This window comes from Sphingomonas sp. SP2, assembly GCF_058313385.1.
The window spans coordinates 94,874-111,580 of sequence record NZ_JBZFLD010000001.1; the positions used below are offsets into that span (position 1 = coordinate 94,874).

Below are 16,707 nucleotides of genomic sequence, written 5' to 3' on the forward strand. Positions count from 1 at the left end.
AGCTTACTTCTGGGTACCGAGCCAGGCGATCAGGTCGGCACGCTTCTGCGGGTCGGCGATGCCGGCGAAGGCCATCTTGGTGCCCGGCACGACGCGCTGCGGATTTTCGAGATACTGGAACAGCTTCTCGGGCGTCCAGGTGATGCCGCTGTTGTGGTTGGCTTCGGAATAGGCATAGCCGGCGATGCTGCTGGCCTTGCGGCCGACGACGCCATGCAGGCTCGGCCCGATCCGGTTCACGCCGGCTTCGGTGACGTGGCAGGTCTTGCACTGGATGAAGACAGCTTCGCCCTTGGCGGGGTCGCCGGTGAAGTCGGCAAGCTTGGCGCCGCTCACGGTCGTGGTGTCGTCGGCAGCCGGCGCCGCTGGGGTCGCCGCCGCCGGAGTCGCAGCGGCGGTGTTGGTGGTCGCCGCAGGCGCCTCGGCGGTGTTCGCCGCTGTCCCGCCGCCTTCGCTCTTTGACCCTCCTCCACCACAGGCCGAAGCCGAGACGACGACGAACAAGGCAGAAGCGAGAAGGCTGGTCTTGCGGGTCATGAGGCGATTCCTCCTTCGTTACACAAGCGAATGAAGCAGAAATGCGAAGCCTGCACAATGAATACAAAGTCCAGTTGCGATTGGCGCAAATCTGGGGTTCTCTTTCACCAAACGGCGGGAGTGCGGCCTTGGACTTTCATCCCTCTCGCGACTCGCTCCTCGCCGAAGTCCACGCCCGTCCGTCGACCCCGATCGAGCCGCCGATGCTGGTCACGCGGATCGCCGCTTTGTCCGGTCAGGACGGGGTCGCGGGCGACCGGCGCCACATCGCCGACCTCTGCGCCCGAATGGGAGTGCCGCGCCCCGCCGACGACGCCGTCTGGTGCGCGATCGATGGCGGCGACTGGCAGCTCCGCTGGGAGCGCCATGGCGAATTCTCGAGCTGGACCTTCTTCGCCCGGCCGACCGGGACGGCCGGAGAAAGCGCGATCGATCGCGTGCCCGCGCAGTGGCTCGACACGCTGCCCGGCCCGGTCCTCGTCCTCACCACGGTCATTGTCGACCAGGCCGAGGCCGAAGCGCCGCTCGATCCGGCCCGGTCGGAAGCGATCGGATCGCGCATCATGGGCGGCGCCGCCACCCTCCTCACCGACCTTCGCGCCGATGCTGCGGGTATGACCCGCTTTACCCTCGCGATGCATCGCGACGATCCGGTCCTCACCGGCCGCATCGCCCTCATCCTGCTCGAGATCGAATGCTACCGGATGATGGCCTTGCTCGCCTTCCCGGTCGCACAGCAGACGGCAGGCAAGCTGTTCGACATCGAGGCCGAGGCGCGCGAACTGACCGAGAAGATCGCCACCCACCTCGGTATCGACGACGATCGCGACCTGCTCGCCAAGCTGGTCGCGCTGTCGGGACGGATGGAAGCGATGGGCGCCAGCACCAGCTTCCGCTTCGGTGCGGCGAGGGCCTATTTCGACATCGTCCAGACGCGCATCGGCTGGCTTCAGGAAGAACCCCTCCCCGGCCGCCAGACCATCCGCGAATTCATGGACCGCCGTCTCGTCCCGGCGATGCGTACCTGCGTCAGCGTGGCGGACCGCGAGGCCGGCATGATCGCGCGTATCGCGCGTGCCGGTCAGATGCTGAGCACGCGGGTCGAGCTCGTGACCCAGGCGATCAACGCCGATCTCCTGCGGAGCATGAACCGGCGCGCCTCGATGCAGTTGCGGCTCCAGCGGACGGTCGAAGGCCTCTCGGTCGCCGCCGTCTCCTATTATGTCGTCTCGCTGCTGCTGATCCCGGTCAAAGCGCTGGGCGACCACCGCCAGGGTTTCCGGACCGACCTGCTGACCGTCGTGCTGGTGCCGCTGGTGGTGCTCCTCGTCTGGTTCTCGCTTCGCCAGATCGGGAAGAAGATCGGCAACGACGATCATTGAGCGCTAGCGAAGCGGTCGTTTCTCCAGCTTCCGAGCCAGGGTCCGGCGATGCATGCCCAGCCGCCGCGCGGTCTCCGAAATGTTGAAGCCGGTGGCGATCAGCGTTTCGTTGATCTTTTCCCATTCGAGCGTCTTGATCGAGGTCGCGCGGCCGTCGACCGGCACGTCGGCATCGCCGGCGGCGCGTCCGAAGGCGGCCTCGATATCGTCGGTGTTGCTGGGCTTCGGAAGATAATGGGCGGCGCCGAGCTTGATGGCCTCGACCGCGGTGGCGATGCTCGCGAAGCCGGTCAGGACCACGATTTGCGTCCGCGGGTTCGCCGCCGAGAGCGCCGCCACGCAAGGGAGGCCCGAGTGCGCACCGAGCTTCAGATCGACAACCGCAAAGTCGAAGCCCTGCTGCACGAGCAGCTGATCGAGCGCTGCCGGACTGAAGGCGGTCGCCACCTCATAGCCGCGGCGTTCGAAGGAGCGCGCGAGCGTTCGCGCGAAATCCTCGTCATCCTCGACCACGACAAGGCGCTTCTGTTCAGTGCTCACGCAGACACGTCCGATCCGACCAGAGGCAGGGCTATCCGCACCGACGCGCCGCCCCCGCGCCGGTTGCGCGCACTGAGTTCGCCCCCGAGCCGCCGGGCGACGCTGGCGGCGAGGAACAGGCCGAGCCCGTGGCCAGCACCCTTGCGCGACCGGCTGGCCTGGCCGAGCTCATCGAGCTGGGCCTGACTGAAGCCGGGACCGCGGTCGCGCACATCGACGAACAGGCGGTCGTCGATCCGGCGCGCCAGGAGGCTGATCCCGCCAGGCGAGGCTTCTCCCGCATTCTCGAGCAGGCTCCACAATGCCTGGCGGAGCGCAGGCTCGTCGGGGACCCGGGCCCCACGGACGGACGCGATATGCGCGTCGAGCGGTACCTGCTCGTGGAGCAGGGCCCAGTCGGCGACGAGGCCGTCGAGCAGGCTCGATGCCTCGGCCTGCCCCATCGCTTCCCCGCGCGGCAGGCCCGACGTGTCGAGGATGTCGCTGACGATCTCGCGGCATCGCTCGACGGCGCGCCGGGCGTCGGCGAGCTCCTCACGGAACTGCGGATGGTCGGCGAAGGCGGGATCGCGCTGCCAGTCCCCGACCAGCACCGACAGCGACGACAAGGGCGTCCCAAGCTCATGCGCCGCGCCGCTCGCGAACAGGCCCATGCGGACGATCGAATCCTCCTCCTGCGCGCGCTGGCGAAGCTCGGCGACATAGCGGTCGCGAAGCCTGAGGTTGCGGCTGATGCGGGTCATGAACAGCACCAGCAGGATCGCCACCATGACGAAGGCGATCTCCTCGCCCAGCAGGCGCAGGTCGACCCGGAGTTCGCCAACCTTGGGGAGGTCGAGCGGCAGGTGATTAAAGGTGAGGAACAGGAAGGCGAGCACCGACAGGGCCACCAGCAGCCAGGCCATGCCGGCAGGAAGCAGGATGGCGCCGAGCACGATCTGCAGCAGGTAAAGCGACACGAACGGGTTGGTGGTCCCACCCGAAAGATAGAGCTGGCTCGTCAGCGCGGCCATGTCGAGCAGCAGCGCAAGGAGAAGCTCGCCCGGCACCACCCAGGCCAGCCGAAGCGTCGAGGCGAACAGGAGATTGCCGAGACCCAGGAGCCCGGCGACGACCAGCATCTGCCCGCTCGGAATCTCGACCCCCAGGCCATGCTCGGCGACGAGGATCGCCGCGACCTGCCCCGCCACCGCGATCCAGCGAAGCTGCACCAGCAGCCGCATGTTCTCGACCACCGCCTGACGCGGGCTCCAGCCGGCGGGCCGGTTCATCTGCGGGGTCAGGGCAAGCAGGGGTGCGGCCATCAATGGCCCTTATTGGCGCTCTTCGCGGTCAGGACCAGCCCGCCGAGGCTGAGCAGCGCGAGTGCGAACCAGGTCAGAGCGTAGACGAGGTGCGAATTGCGGAATTGCACGACCGTCAGCCCGCCGATCGGAAGCCCGCCGGCATTGGGGGTGGCGTCGGCATCGACGAAGAAGGGAGCGGGCCGCACGATCCCGCGGGTCCGGGCGATGGCGGCGACATCGCGCGAGAACCAGCGCCCCGCCGCCGGCTCGTTCGCCCGGAGGAATCGACCCTTGGGCTCGGTCGGCCGGACAAGCCCGGTTACCGTGACGATGCCCCCGGGCCGTGCCGCAGCCGCGCGCGCGCCCGCGTCGGCGGGCACGAAGCCGCGATTGACGAGGATGTTCCGTTCGCCGACCGCGAGGGGCGTCATCACCCAGAAGCCCTTGCCGCGCGTCGTCAACGCGTCGACCAGCGTCTCCTTCGCATGGTCGTAGCGCCCCGTGATGCGGACCTTCGTATATTCGGCCGCTGGGTCGCCGAAACGCGGGATGTCGGCGACGGAGACGCCGACGGGCGCCGCCGTAAGCCGGGCGTCGACCCGTGCGATGAGGTCGCGCTTCCACTGCAGTCGCTCCACCTGCCAGACGCCCAGCCCGGTGAAGAGCAGAGCCAGCAGGGCACAGAGCGCCAGCAGCGCGAGGCGCTTCCCCGCGCCGCGGCTCACGGCGTTCCGCTGACCTGACTGGGATCCATCATGCCCGGCATCATGTTGGTGTTGAGGTGGTACATGATCCACAGCGAGCCCGCGATCGTGATCACCAGCAGCACCGCGGTGAAGACATAGGCAAGCAGCGTCCAGCCCCCTTCCCCGGTCGTGTTGACGTGCAGGAAGCAGATGGTGTGGACGAGGATCTGCGCCACCGCGAAGAGGATCACCAGGATCGAGATTGCGGTCGGATCACCGATCGGGCGGGCCATCACCAGCCAGAAGGGAATGAAAGTCAGGACCGCCGACAGGGCAAATCCGACCAGATAGCTCTTCTTGCTGCCATGCCCATGTTCCTCGCCATGGGCGTGGAGATCGGGGTCGGTCGAGGCGCTCATCGCAGCATTCCCAGCAGATAGACGAAGGTGAAGACGCCGATCCAGATGACGTCGAGGAAGTGCCAGAACATGCTGAGGCACAGCAGCCGGCGCTTGTTGACGAGATTGAGCCCGTAGCGCCCGACCTGCACCAGCATGAGGCCGATCCAGAGGATGCCGACGGTCACGTGCAGCCCGTGGGTCCCGACCAGGGTGAAGAAGCCCGACAGGAAGCCCGACCGCTGCGGCGTCGCCCCCTCGGCGATCAGCTTGCCGAACTCGTAAAGCTCGACCCCGACGAAGCTCATGCCGAGCAGCGCCGTCACCGCCATCCAGGCCATGACCGGGCCCTTGCGGCCCTTCTCCATCGCCAGCATCGCAAAGCCGTAGGTGATCGACGAGACGAGCAGGATCGCGGTGTTGAGCGCGACGAGGGGTAGCTCGAAGATCTCGCGCGGGGCCGGACCGCCGGCATAGCTGGTCGACAGCACGCCATAGGTCGCGAAAAGGGCCGCGAAGATGAGCGCGTCGCTCATCAGGTAGATCCAGAAGCCGAGCAGAACGGGGCTGCCGTGGCCGCCGTCATGCGCGTCCTTTTCCACGAGGTGGAAGGTGTCGCGGTCGTAGCCGGCGTCGGCGGTGGTGGGCGCAGTGGTGGCCATGGTCCTCAGGCTCCCGCCGGCGCGGGCGAAGGGGTCAGGAAGCCGATCTTGTCGCGTTCGGTCCGCTCCACTTCGGCGACGGGAATGTCATAATCGCGGTTGTAGTCGAAGCTGTGCCAGACGGTGACCGCAATCAGGGCGACGAAGGCGACGATCGCCAACCACCAGATGTACCAGATCATCGCGAAACCGAGCACGGCAGCGAGACCCGACTGGATGATCGCCGTGCCCGTGTTCCTGGGCATGTGGATCGGCCGGTAGTTCGAGCGGGGATGCTCGTAGCCGCGGCACTTCATGTCGTACCAGGCGTCGAGATCGTGCACGATCGGGGTGAAGGCGAAGTTGTAGGCCGGCGGGGGCGAGCTCGTCGCCCACTCCAGCGTCCGCCCGTCCCACGGATCGTCGCCGACCCGCAGCTCATCGCGCTTCCGGTAGCTGACCACGAGCCCGATGATGAAGCCGGCGATCCCGATTAGGATGATCCCCGCACCGATCGCGGCGATCACGAACCAGGGCTGCAGCGTCGGGTCGTCGAAATGATGGACCCGGCGCGTCGTGCCCATCAGGCCGACGATGTAGATCGGCGTCCAGGCCACCCAGTAGCCGATCACCCAGCCCCAGAAGTGAACCTTGCCCCAGAACTTGTCGAGCTTGAAGCCGAACGCCTTCGGGAACCAATATTCGATGCCCGCGAACAGGCCGAACACGACGCCGCCGATGATGACGTTGTGGAAGTGGGCGACCAGGAACAGGCTGTTGTGAAGCACGAAGTCCGCGGGTGGGACGGCCAGCAGCACGCCCGTCATGCCACCGACCACGAAGGTCAGCATGAAGGCTACTACCCACATCATCGGCAGCTCGAAGCGGATCGAGCCGCGGTACATAGTGAACAGCCAGTTGAATATCTTCGCCCCGGTGGGGATGGCGATCACCATCGTCGCGATGCCGAAGAAGCTGTTGACGCTTGCCCCCGACCCCATGGTGAAGAAGTGGTGCAGCCAGACGAGATAGCTGAGGATGGTGATGACCACCGTTGCGTAGACCATCGACGAATAGCCAAAGAGCCGCTTGCCGGTGAAGGTCGAGGTGATCTCCGAGTAGATGCCGAAGACCGGCAGGACCAGGACGTAGACCTCCGGGTGACCCCAGATCCACACCAGATTCCAGTACATCATCGGATTTCCACCAAGGTCGTTGGTGAAGAAGTTGGTCCCGATGTAGCGGTCGAGCATCAGCATTGCGAAGGCGCCGGTCAGGATCGGGAAGATCGCGATCGCCAGCGCCTGACTGCAGAGCGCGGTCCAGGTGAAGACCGGCATCTTCATCATGGTCATGCCGGGGGCGCGCATCTTGATGATGGTCGTGACCATGTTGATCGCCGACAATGTCGTGCCGACGCCGGCGATCTGCAGGGCCCAAAGATAATAGTCCGGCCCGACCCCGGGTGAATTCTGGAGATTCGACACCGGCACGTAGTTGAGCCAGCCGGCGGTCGAGAATTCGCCGACGAACAGCGACACCATGACCAGCGCCGCGCCGGCCGCGGTCAGCCAGAAGCTCAGGGAATTGAGGTAGGGGAAGGCGACGTCGCGCGCACCGATCTGCAGCGGCATGACGAAGTTGATGACGCCCGAGATGAGCGGGATCGCCACGAAGAAGATCATGATCGTCCCGTGGGCGGTGAAGATCTGATCATAATGGTGGGCTGGGAGGTACCCTTCGCTCGCGCCGAAGGCGATCGCTTGCTGGAGCCGCATCATCACCGCGTCGGCAAAGCCGCGCAGCAGCATCACCACCCCCAGGATAATGTACATGATGCCGATCTTCTTGTGGTCGACGGTGGTGAACCACTCGCGCCACAGATAGCCCCACAGCTTGTAGCGGGTGATGAGGCCGAGGATCGCAAGCCCGCCGAGCGCGACCACGGCAAAGGTCACGAGCAGGATCGGCTCGTGCAGCGGGAAGCTTTCCCAGGTCAGCCGGCCGAAGATGATCTTTGGGTCAAGCACGTTGCGGGTCTTCTCTCGCGATCAGGTCATGTTGCGGTTGGCGGGGTCGCCGGGCTTGGTCACGCCCGGCGCTGCCTCGGGGTCGGTCGGCTTGGTGACATTGGCGCCCGAGCCTTTCTCCTGCGGCGACTTGAAGATCGCCCCCTCGGGCTTCTCTCCATGGAGCGGCGCCGAGCTCCGGCCCGGCGGCATGCCCGAACCGGCCCCGCCATTGTGCGGGTGGCCACCGCCGCGGTTCATGTCGTCGCGCATGATGTCGCTCATGCACGGCTTGCCCGGCTCGACGCAGCGTTCGAGGATCCGGCGATAGAGGTCGCGGTCGGCGCTCGCATAGAGCTTGGGCGCGACCCGCTCGGTCGGCTTGGCAAGGTCCATGTAGGTCGGAATGTCGAGCGCCTGCCCGCTGGCCTTGGCGCCATTCACCCAGCCTGCGAACTGCTGGTCGGAGACGCCGCGGATGCGGAAGCGCATGCCCGAAAATCCGGCGCCGCTATAGTTGCCGCTGAACCCGCTGTCGTCGACCGGCCGGTCGAGCACGGCGTGCAGCGTGCTCTGCATGCCGGGCATGGCGTAGATCATGCCCGCCATCGTCGGCGCGTAGAAGGTGTTCATCATGTTGGCCGAGGTGATGTCGAACCGGACCTGCCGATTGACCGGCAGCACCAGGTCGTTGACCGTGGCGATGCCCTGTTCGGGGTAGATGAACAGCCACTTCCAGTCGAGCGCAACCACCTGCACCCGCATCGGCGCGACCTTCTCGGCCGAGGCCTCGAGCGGCGACGCCTTCTGGTCGAGCGGACGGAAAGGATCGAGCAGGTGGGTGCTCGACCAGGTCAGTGCACCCAAGGCGATGATGATCAGCAGCGGGGCCGACCAGATCACCAGCTCGAGGCTGGTCGAATGGTCGAAATTCGGATCGTAGGTCCCGCCCTTGCCCCTGCGATAGCGCCACGCAAAGACGCAGATGAGCACCATCACCGGCACGATGATCAGCAGCATCAGGGCGGTGGAGATGTAGATGAGGTCACGCTGCTGGCGCGCGACGTCGCCCGCGGGATTGAGCACCGCGCGATCGCACGCGCCGAGCAGCAGCACCGACGCGGTCAGCGCGATTGTCTTCAGACTGTTCAAACGGGACGGCTGCAGCATGGTGGCGCTCTAGAAGCCCCCTTTCGCCCGGAACATTGGACATTTTGTCCAATCCCCTTGAACGCGATGCTGCGGCATTGGCTCCTCATGCGTTCTTTGCGCGCGTTCGCGTGCTAGAACCCATGCCCATGGGAGACGATGAAGCGATGACTGCCCCAGCCCCCGCGAGCTCAACCGCGCTCGAAGGCGATGCTCGGATCGTGAATTCGACCCATGGCGAGATCCGCCCGGGCGAGATTGCGGTCGGCGTCATCATCGGCCGAACCACCGAATTCTTCGACTTCTTCGTCTATGCGATCGCCGCCGTGCTGGTCTTCCCCAGCTACGTCTTTCCCTATGTCGACCCGCTGACGGGCACGCTCTACAGCTTCGCGCTGTTCAGCCTCGCCTTCTTCGGCCGGCCGCTCGGCACCTTCCTCTTCACCTATATCGACAGCCATCACGGCCGCGGGGTTAAGCTCACCATCGCTCTGTTCCTGCTCGGCGGCTCGACCATGGCGATCGCGCTTCTCCCGAGCCATGCGCAGGTCGGCGCAGCGAGCGCCTGGCTGCTCGGCCTGTTCCGCCTGCTTCAGGGCGTCGCCCTCGGCGGCGCCTGGGACGGCCTTCCGTCGCTGCTCGCGCTCAATGCCCCGAAGGATCGGCGCGGCTGGTATTCGATGATCCCGCAGATCGGCGCCCCGCTCGGACTGGCGCTCGCCTGCGCGCTCTTCGCCTACTTCCTCGCCATCCTCGAAACGGCCGACTTCCTCCGCTGGGGCTGGCGCTATCCCTTCTTCGTGGCGCTGGCGCTCAACATCGTCGCGCTGTTCGCGCGCCTCCGCATCGTCGCCACGCCCGAATTCAAGCGCCTCTTCGACACGCGCGAGCTCCAGCCCTCGCCGCCGTTCGAGACGCTGTTCGCCGAGTGGCGGACGATTCTCCTCGGCGCCTTTGCGCCGCTGGCGAGCTTCGCGCTCTTCCATCTCGTTGCCGTCTTCCCGCTGTCCTACAATCAGCTCTTCACCAACACCGACCCAGTCCGCTTCCTCATCATCGAAGGCGTCGGCGCCCTGATCTGCGTGCTCGCGATCACCGCCTCCGGCGTCCTTGCCGACCGAGTCGGCCGCCGCGCGGTGCTTGGCGTGTCGGCGGCGCTGATCGGTGCCTACAGCGGATTCGCCCCGCAGCTGCTCGGCGCCGGCCAGCTTGGCGAGGCCATCTACCTCCTCGGCGGCTTCATCCTCCTGGGGCTGAGCTTCGGCCAGTCGTCGGGCGTGGTGAACAGCAGCTTCAGCCAGAACTATCGCTACACCGGCGCCGCGATCGTCTCCAATTCGGCCTGGTTCATCGGCGCAGGGTTCGCGCCGCTGGTCGCGCTCTGGCTGACCGCGAACGTCGGGCTGTGGGCTGTCGGCCTCTATCTTCTGTCGGGCGTCATCTGCACGCTCGGCGCCCTGCTCATCAATCGTGAGTGGGGCCTGCGCGAGGCCGAAGCCGAAAAGGGCCAGGCAGCGCCGGTCCTCTAGGCCTCGACCAGTTCGGCAAGCATCGTCTCGACCGCGTCGAGGCGGGCCAGCGGTTCGCTTTCCTCGGGCCGGAGCAGCCAGCGGCCATCCTTGGCCTCGACCGAGGCCGGGCCTTTCGCTTTCGCATCCCGTGGCGTCAGTGCGATCGCAGCCGGCCCGGCATCGATCCGCTGCACGCCCGCACTCTCTGCGAGCAACCGGATCCGGGCCTGCGCGAGCAGCGCCTCGGCCTCGGGCGGCAGTTCGCCGAAGCGATCCGCCAGCTCGGCCTCGAAGCCTTCGAGCGCGCCTGCATCGGCAAGTCGAGCCAGTCGCAGGTAGAGCGAAAGCCGCACTTCCTCCTCCGGGATCCATTCAGCCGGAAGCCGCGCCCCAATTCCGAGCCGGAGTTCGGGCGGGAGTTCGTCCACCGCCTCGCCCCGCGCCTGCTTGAGTGCCTGCCCGAGGAGGTGCTGGTAGAGGTCGATCCCGATCAGTTTGAGATGCCCGGTCTGTTCCTCGCCGAGAAGGTCGCCGGCGCCGCGCAGGTCGAGGTCCCGGGCGCTGATCGCGAAGCCGGCGCCGAGCCGGTCGAAGGCGGCCAGCGTGTTCAGCCGCTCGAGCGTCCGCGGCGCAATGTCCTCGTCCTTGCCGGTCATCAGCAGGATGTGGCCGCGGCGCGAACCGCGCCCGACCCGCCCGCGCAGCTGGTGAAGCTGGGCGAGGCCGAAGCGCTCGGCGTGGACCGCGATCATCGTGTTTGCGCGCGGCACGTCGAGCCCGGCTTCGATGATGTTGGTGGCGAGGAGCACGTCACCCTCGCCCGCGGCAAAGCCGACCATCGCCTCGTCGATTTCGGCCGCAGGCATCTTGCCATGGGCCTTGAGCACCTCAAGTTCGGGCACGAGCTTGGCGAGCGTCTCTTCGAGCCCGCCCATGTCCTCGATCCGTGGCACGACGACGAAGCTCTGCCCGCCGCGCGACCGCTCGCGCAGGAGCGCGGTTCGCAACCGCTCGCCATCGAAGCTCCCGACCACGGTCCGGATCGGCTGGCGCCGCGCCGGCGGGGTCGCGAGGATGCTCATCGGCTGGAGGCCGACCAGCGCCGACTGAAGCGTCCGCGGAATCGGCGTCGCGGTCAGCGCCAGCGCGTGCGGCGCGCCAAGCCCGCGAAGCTTGTCCTTGTCCTTCGCCCCGAACCGCTGCTCCTCGTCGATGATGACGAGCCCGAGGTCGGCATAGCGCGCACCCTTGCCCGCGACCGCCGCCGTCCCGACCACCATCGCGATGCTGCCGTCGGCGAGCCCGGCGAGCACCTTCTTGCGGTCCGCGGTCGAAACCAGGCGCGAGAGCATGGCGACCTCGACCCCGAGGTCGGCGAAGCGTTCGCGGAAGGTCTCGAGATGCTGACGGGCAAGCACGGTGGTGGGCGCGGCGAGCGCGACCTGCTTGCCGGCGAAGATCGCCATGGCTGCGGCGCGCAGCGCGACTTCGGTCTTGCCGAAGCCGACGTCGCCGATGACGAGCCGATCCATCGGCCGGCCCGAGGTCAGGTCCGAGCGAATGGCGGTGATGGCCTTGGCCTGGTCGGCGGTCTCGCTGAAAGGGAAGGATCCGGCGAGCTGCTCGAACCGGCGGGCATCGGGCTCGAGCGCCGGCGCACTCTGGTCCTGCCGCTCCGAAGCCAGAGCGACGAGGCCGCGCGCGGTCGCGGCGATGGCGGCCATCACCTCGCCCCTGCGCTTCTCCCACGAGCTGCCGTCGAGCTTGTCGAGCGTGACCGCTTCCTCGTCGGAGCCATAACGCCAGAGCTTGCCCGCATCGGACACGGGTACGAGACGCCGCGCGTCGCCTGCGAAGCGCAGCACGATCGCATCCCCACCCTCGTCGGGCAATTCGGTCAGACCCACCACGACGCCGAGCCCGTGGTCCTCGTGGATGACGACGTCACCGGGCCGGATCTCGGGCGCGGCGAACACGTCGGCGGTGGCGCTGCTGGTACCGGCATCCTGCTCGGCCCGCGATCCGATGAGATCGGCCGCCGCGACACCGACGATCGACCCGGAACGGAAGCCCCGCGGAATGGACATGCACAGGCAGGAGATGCTGCCCTTGGGCGCCGCCGTCACGCCCTGCCAGTCATCGGCTTGGCGGACCTCAAGCTTCATCGCCCGCTCGATGCGGGGCACGATGAAGCGGAGATCGCGGGCCGAGCCCAGGATGCAGAGCCGGTCGCCCGCCTCCATGACCTCCTTGGCGAAGCGCTTGAAGGCGCGCTCGGGCGAGCGGCCTTCGACGAAGCGTGGCGGTGCCTCGCCGATCGCCTTCGCGAGATCGACGATCTTGCGGCCTTCCATCGCCTCCTTCCACGTGGCGTCGCTGCAGATGTCGGCCATTGCGCGCTTGGGCCGTCGGCGCGCCGTGTCTGCCGCCAGCGCCAGGAAGGTCGTCCGCCGGCGGTCAGCGCCCGGATCGCTCGCTATTGCGGCATCGGGCATGTGCGCGAGGATGGTGACGCCCTTGGCGCCCGAAGGCTCGGCAACGGTACCGATCTCGAGCCGCTCGAGTTCATGGGTCGTGAGCTGGCTCAGCGGGTCATAGCTACGCAGCGCGGCGATGCGATCGTCCGCGACTTCAATCCGGACCGGGCATTCGGCATCGCCCGGATAGAGGTCGGCGACGTTGCCACGCACCGCGACCTCGCCGGGTTCGTCAACCCGTTCGTCCTCGACATAGCCGAGGCCGAGCGCCTGCTTGCGGAAGGCTGCGAGCTCGATTGCGTCGCCCGGCAACAGGACCGGCGGCTTGCCGCCAAACACCTCGGGCTTGGCGACGAGCCGCCCCGCCGCTTCACCGGACGTGATCAGGAGGACCGACCTTCCCTCCGCCTGCGCCTCGCGCAGCTGGCGCAAGGTCGCGGTGCGCTGGCCGGCAACGCCGGGCGAGGACGGCGCCTCGTCGCCCGGGAGGGCATCGCTCGCAGGAAGGAACAGGACCAGTCGTTCGCCCGCCCCTTCGGCCGCCGCCCGCGCGATCGCGGCGCCCCGGCTGTCATCACGGGCAAGGAACAGGAGAGAGCGCTCGTCGGAACCCAGCAGCGCTGCGACCACCTCGCCCAGTTCGAGGTCGGGAAGGCGCTTGTCAGGATCGTTGGTCATCGGGCCAGCAAACGGACCGCGAACGACCATCGTTCCTACCTAGTCCAACAGCTTACCCGGATTGAAGATTCCGTGCGGATCCATTGCCCGCTTGACGGCACGAAGCGCCTGCATCCGGGCCGGCGAGGCGAGGCGAGCAAGCTCGTCCTTCTTCATCTGTCCAATGCCGTGCTCGGCCGAGATCGACCCGCCCGCCGCGGTCACCAGGTCATGCACCAGCGCGCTGACCGCCTTCCCTTCCGGGCGATCGGCCCAGTCGCGCGGCGACCCATCGGGGGCCCGGACGTGAAAATGCACATTGCCGTCGCCGAGATGGCCATAGCCGCTGGCCTCGGTCCCCGGGAACGCCGCCTCGATGCGTCGGGCATCATCGACGAGGAAGTCGGGGACACGGTCGATCGGCAGCGAAATGTCATGCTGCGCCGCCGGGCCGTCGGTGCGCTCGGCTTCCGAAATGCTGTGGCGGAGCCGCCAGAAAGCCTCCATCTGCTCCCCGCTCTGCGCAAGCGCGGCGTCGTCGAACAACCCTTCTGCCAAGGCGCCCTCGAGCAACTGCTGGAGGTGCGCCGCGGCATCCTCCTCCCCGTCGCCGGTGACGGCTTCGACCAGCACGTTCCACGGCGAGGCCGACGCCAGCGGCGCCCGGGTCATCGGGATATGCCGCAGCACGCGGTCGAGGCTCGCCGCCGGGATCAGCTCGAACGCCTCGATCCGGCTCGACCGCCTCTCGAGGTGCCACAGCAAGGCAAGCGCAGCCTGCGGTGTCGGAAGGCCGATCCAGGCGGACGCCTTCCGCACCCGCCCGGGGACCAGCCGCAGGCGGAGCGCAGTGATGATCCCGAGGGTCCCTTCGGCGCCGATCAGCAACTGGTCGAGCGAGACGCCGCGATTGTCCTTCCTCAGACCCTGCAGGCTGTCATGGACGAGGCCGCCCGCAAGCACCGCCTCCATCCCCAGCACCTGCGCGCGCATCGTCCCGAAGCGAAGCACCTGCACGCCGCCGGCATTGGTGGAGGCGAGCCCCCCGACCGTCGCCGAACCCCGTGCACCGAGATCGAGCGAGAAGCGGCTGCCCACCGCCTCGGCAGCTTCGTGCAATTGCTGGAGAATGACCCCCGCCCGCACCACAGCATGGTCGGGCGTGATCGCCATGATCCGGTTCATCCGCCGAAGCGAGAGGAGCACGGCGCTTCCGTCACCCGGCGGGGTCGCGCCGCCCACCATCGACGTATTGCCGCCCTGAGGCACCAGCCCGACGCCGTGGGCTTCGGCGGCGCGGACGATGGCGCTCACTTCCCCGCTGTCCGCCGGCTCGAGCAGGACCGGACTCACCCCGGTCCAGCGCCCGCGCCAATCGGTCAGGAAGGGGGCGATCACATCCGCGTCCCGCACCACCGAACGAGCGCCAAGCTGCGGGGAAAGGGCTTCAAGGAAATCGGACAGGCTCATTTCCGCCCTTCCCTAGCCCAAGTCCGGCTTGGCAGGCGAGCCTAGGCCAGCCACAAGCGGCCAAGCCTCTTGGGGGACAATCGAGTGAACATGATGTGGTGGGGGTTGGCGCTGGTCGTGGTGGCGACCGTGGCGATTGCGGGGGCGGGGCGGGCCTTCCAGCTGTTCGTGCGGCGCCTGCGCGACGATCATGCGCTCCGCCCGACGCTCTGGAACCGCTTCTATGCGGTCAACTGGGGCAACACCGCCACCAACAATTACGGGTTCGCCCCCGCCGACCCGCAGGACGAGGCGCCAGATCGCTTCCAGCGCCAGATGTATCGCGAGATGCTGAAGGAGCTGCGCGCCAGCGGAAAGCCGCTCGCGCCAGGCACCCGTCTGCTTGAAGTGAGCTGCGGCCGCGGCGGTGGCCTTAATGCCTTCCTCGAAGCGGCCGGACCCGGGGCCTTCCGCGCCACCGGGCTCGACGTAGCGGCGAGCGCCGTCAGCTACTGCCAGGGCCAGTGGCCGTGCGGCGAGGCGCTCGACTTCGTCGAGGGCTCGGCCATGGACCTCCCCTTTGCCGACCACAGCATCGACGTCCTCCTCAACGTCGAAGCCTCGAACGACTATCCCGACCGCCAGCGCTTCTTCGCCGAGGTCGCGCGGGTGCTGAAACCCGACGGCATCTTTCTCTACGCCGACACCGAAAAGGCCAAGAATGCCGGACGGATGGAGTGCGACCTCAAGGACGCCGGCTTCACCTTCCAGCTGCGCGACATCACCGCCAACGTGGTCGATGCGTGCCGCGAGGATTCGCCGCGTCGCCGCGCCGTCATCGCGGCCCGCGCGCCGCTTCCTGCCCGGCTGCTGCTCCGCAAGGAACTCGCCAATTATGCCGCAATCGAGGGCAGCAAGAAGTTCGAGCGCTTTCGCACTGGCGAGCGGCGCTACTACCTGACCGCGGCGCGGCGCGCATGATCCAGCTGGTCGTCGCCCGCGCCCGCAACGGCGTCATCGGCCGCGATGGCAAACTGCCGTGGCACCTTCCCGCCGACCTCCAGCATTTCAAGCGGCTGACGTTGGGCACGGCGATGATCATGGGTCGCAAGACGTTCGACAGCCTGCCCGGCCTGCTCCCGAAGCGCCGCCACATCGTGATCACCCGCGATTCCGGCTGGAGCGCGCCCGGTGCCGAGGTCGCGCATTCGCTTCCCGAGGCCTTTGCTCTGGCAGCGCCCGACGATGTCAGCATCATCGGCGGCGCGGAGATCTTCGGCCTTGCCCTCGCCTTTGCCGACCGCGTCGAACTCACCGAGGTCGACGCCGACGTCGAGGGCGACACGGCAATGCCCGACCCCCGCGATTCCGGCATGTGGCGGGAGACAGCGCGCGAAGAGCATGCCGCCGAGGACGGTCGCCTTCCCTTCGCCTTCGTGACCCTGGAACGCCTCTAGGGCGTCGGCGCCGCGCTCCGCTGTCCGATCCGGCGGACCTGTTCGGCAAGCACCTGGTCGACCATCGGCGCCAGCTTGGCCGCACCGCCATTGTAGAACCCCGACGCGCGATAGTTGAGCGTCAGCGAGGAGCCTTGCGCCGTCGGCGCGATCACCACCTGCATCACGCCGCTCGTTGCCTCGGCGAGCAAGGGCCCGAGCGAACCGGTGAGGACGATCCTCTTGCCCGGCTCGACGAAGGCGACGCGCATATGTTCGACCCCGCCCCCGCCGGGCAGTTTCTCGCACCAGCAGCCGCCGGGCGTGAGCGAGAGACTGAGATTGGCCGCCTTGCCGCTGTAGGTGTGCGAGTCCGACCACCAGCGCGGGAGGTCGGCGAAGAGCCCGTAAAGCGTTCGGGGTGGTACCTGCAGCTCGACCCGTTGCTCGACCTCGAAGCCATTGGCATTGCTCGACCGGACCTCGGCCGCGGCCTGGCTGCCAAGGCTCCCCAGCAACGCGAATGCCGCCACTACGCGCATGACCCGC

Annotated in this window: 15 protein-coding genes; 4 read left to right on the forward strand and 11 right to left on the reverse strand. The window is 67.6% G+C overall.

Annotated elements, in window-relative coordinates; all coding sequences use genetic code 11:
- Nucleotides 1-3 precede the first annotated feature (3 nt).
- Complete coding sequence (locus AC4GYU_RS00515) at nucleotides 4-537, reverse strand: c-type cytochrome (protein WP_491084964.1); 534 nt, start codon at nucleotides 535-537, stop codon at nucleotides 4-6.
- Nucleotides 538-665: 128 nt separating this feature from the next.
- Here AC4GYU_RS00515 and AC4GYU_RS00520 point away from each other — a divergent pair, with 128 nt between their 5' ends.
- On the forward strand, nucleotides 666-1,919 hold the full coding sequence (locus AC4GYU_RS00520; RefSeq protein WP_491084965.1) for a DUF3422 family protein: 1,254 nt from the start codon (nucleotides 666-668) through the stop codon (nucleotides 1,917-1,919).
- Nucleotides 1,920-1,922: 3 nt separating this feature from the next.
- Here the strand turns inward: AC4GYU_RS00520 and AC4GYU_RS00525 are convergent, their stop codons facing one another.
- From AC4GYU_RS00525 to cyoA, 7 genes are read right to left on the reverse strand one after another with little or no spacing between them, the layout of a single operon-like run.
- A complete protein-coding gene (locus AC4GYU_RS00525; protein WP_491084966.1) occupies nucleotides 1,923-2,459 on the reverse strand; it encodes a response regulator transcription factor in 537 nt (178 codons plus the stop codon).
- On the reverse strand, nucleotides 2,456-3,763 hold the full coding sequence (locus AC4GYU_RS00530; protein ID WP_491084967.1) for a sensor histidine kinase: 1,308 nt from the start codon (nucleotides 3,761-3,763) through the stop codon (nucleotides 2,456-2,458). The genes AC4GYU_RS00525 and AC4GYU_RS00530 overlap by 4 nt, the downstream gene beginning before the upstream one ends.
- On the reverse strand, nucleotides 3,763-4,470 hold the full coding sequence (locus AC4GYU_RS00535; RefSeq protein WP_491084968.1) for an SURF1 family protein: 708 nt from the start codon (nucleotides 4,468-4,470) through the stop codon (nucleotides 3,763-3,765). The genes AC4GYU_RS00530 and AC4GYU_RS00535 overlap by 1 nt, the downstream gene beginning before the upstream one ends.
- The gene (cyoD, locus tag AC4GYU_RS00540) at nucleotides 4,467-4,850 is read right to left on the reverse strand and encodes a cytochrome o ubiquinol oxidase subunit IV (RefSeq protein WP_491084969.1); all 384 of its coding nucleotides are present in this window, start codon (nucleotides 4,848-4,850) and stop codon (nucleotides 4,467-4,469) included. Before cyoD ends, AC4GYU_RS00535 begins: the two co-directional genes overlap by 4 nt.
- Nucleotides 4,847-5,491, reverse strand: a complete 645-nt coding sequence (gene cyoC / locus AC4GYU_RS00545) for a cytochrome o ubiquinol oxidase subunit III (protein WP_491084970.1) — start codon at nucleotides 5,489-5,491, stop codon at nucleotides 4,847-4,849. Before cyoC ends, cyoD begins: the two co-directional genes overlap by 4 nt.
- A 5-nt stretch (nucleotides 5,492-5,496) precedes the next feature.
- A complete protein-coding gene (cyoB, locus tag AC4GYU_RS00550; RefSeq protein ID WP_491084971.1) occupies nucleotides 5,497-7,500 on the reverse strand; it encodes a cytochrome o ubiquinol oxidase subunit I in 2,004 nt (667 codons plus the stop codon).
- 21 nt (nucleotides 7,501-7,521) lie between these two features.
- Nucleotides 7,522-8,649 carry a ubiquinol oxidase subunit II gene (cyoA, locus tag AC4GYU_RS00555; RefSeq protein WP_491084972.1) on the reverse strand — a complete coding sequence of 376 codons (1,128 nt, stop codon included), beginning with the start codon at nucleotides 8,647-8,649 and terminating at the stop codon, nucleotides 7,522-7,524.
- A gap of 146 nt (nucleotides 8,650-8,795) precedes the next feature.
- Here cyoA and AC4GYU_RS00560 point away from each other — a divergent pair, with 146 nt between their 5' ends.
- Nucleotides 8,796-10,157, forward strand: coding sequence for an MFS transporter (locus AC4GYU_RS00560; protein WP_491084973.1), 1,362 nt, complete (start codon nucleotides 8,796-8,798; stop codon nucleotides 10,155-10,157).
- On the opposite strand, the gene AC4GYU_RS00565 is transcribed toward AC4GYU_RS00560, so the two are convergent.
- Both AC4GYU_RS00565 and AC4GYU_RS00570 read right to left on the reverse strand, forming a co-directional pair.
- Complete coding sequence (locus AC4GYU_RS00565) at nucleotides 10,154-13,294, reverse strand: helicase-related protein (protein ID WP_491084974.1); 3,141 nt, start codon at nucleotides 13,292-13,294, stop codon at nucleotides 10,154-10,156. The two genes, AC4GYU_RS00560 and AC4GYU_RS00565, sit on opposite strands and share 4 nt — an antisense overlap.
- A 39-nt stretch (nucleotides 13,295-13,333) precedes the next feature.
- The gene (locus tag AC4GYU_RS00570) at nucleotides 13,334-14,743 is read right to left on the reverse strand and encodes an FAD-binding oxidoreductase (RefSeq protein WP_491084975.1); all 1,410 of its coding nucleotides are present in this window, start codon (nucleotides 14,741-14,743) and stop codon (nucleotides 13,334-13,336) included.
- 90 nt (nucleotides 14,744-14,833) lie between these two features.
- Here AC4GYU_RS00570 and AC4GYU_RS00575 point away from each other — a divergent pair, with 90 nt between their 5' ends.
- Nucleotides 14,834-15,703, forward strand: coding sequence for a class I SAM-dependent methyltransferase (locus tag AC4GYU_RS00575; RefSeq protein ID WP_491086856.1), 870 nt, complete (start codon nucleotides 14,834-14,836; stop codon nucleotides 15,701-15,703).
- A complete protein-coding gene (locus tag AC4GYU_RS00580; RefSeq protein WP_491084976.1) occupies nucleotides 15,700-16,179 on the forward strand; it encodes a dihydrofolate reductase in 480 nt (159 codons plus the stop codon). The genes AC4GYU_RS00575 and AC4GYU_RS00580 overlap by 4 nt, the downstream gene beginning before the upstream one ends.
- Here the strand turns inward: AC4GYU_RS00580 and AC4GYU_RS00585 are convergent.
- On the reverse strand, nucleotides 16,176-16,700 hold the full coding sequence (locus AC4GYU_RS00585) for an SRPBCC family protein (protein WP_491084977.1): 525 nt from the start codon (nucleotides 16,698-16,700) through the stop codon (nucleotides 16,176-16,178). The two genes, AC4GYU_RS00580 and AC4GYU_RS00585, sit on opposite strands and share 4 nt — an antisense overlap.
- Between the last annotated feature and the right edge of the window lie 7 nt (nucleotides 16,701-16,707).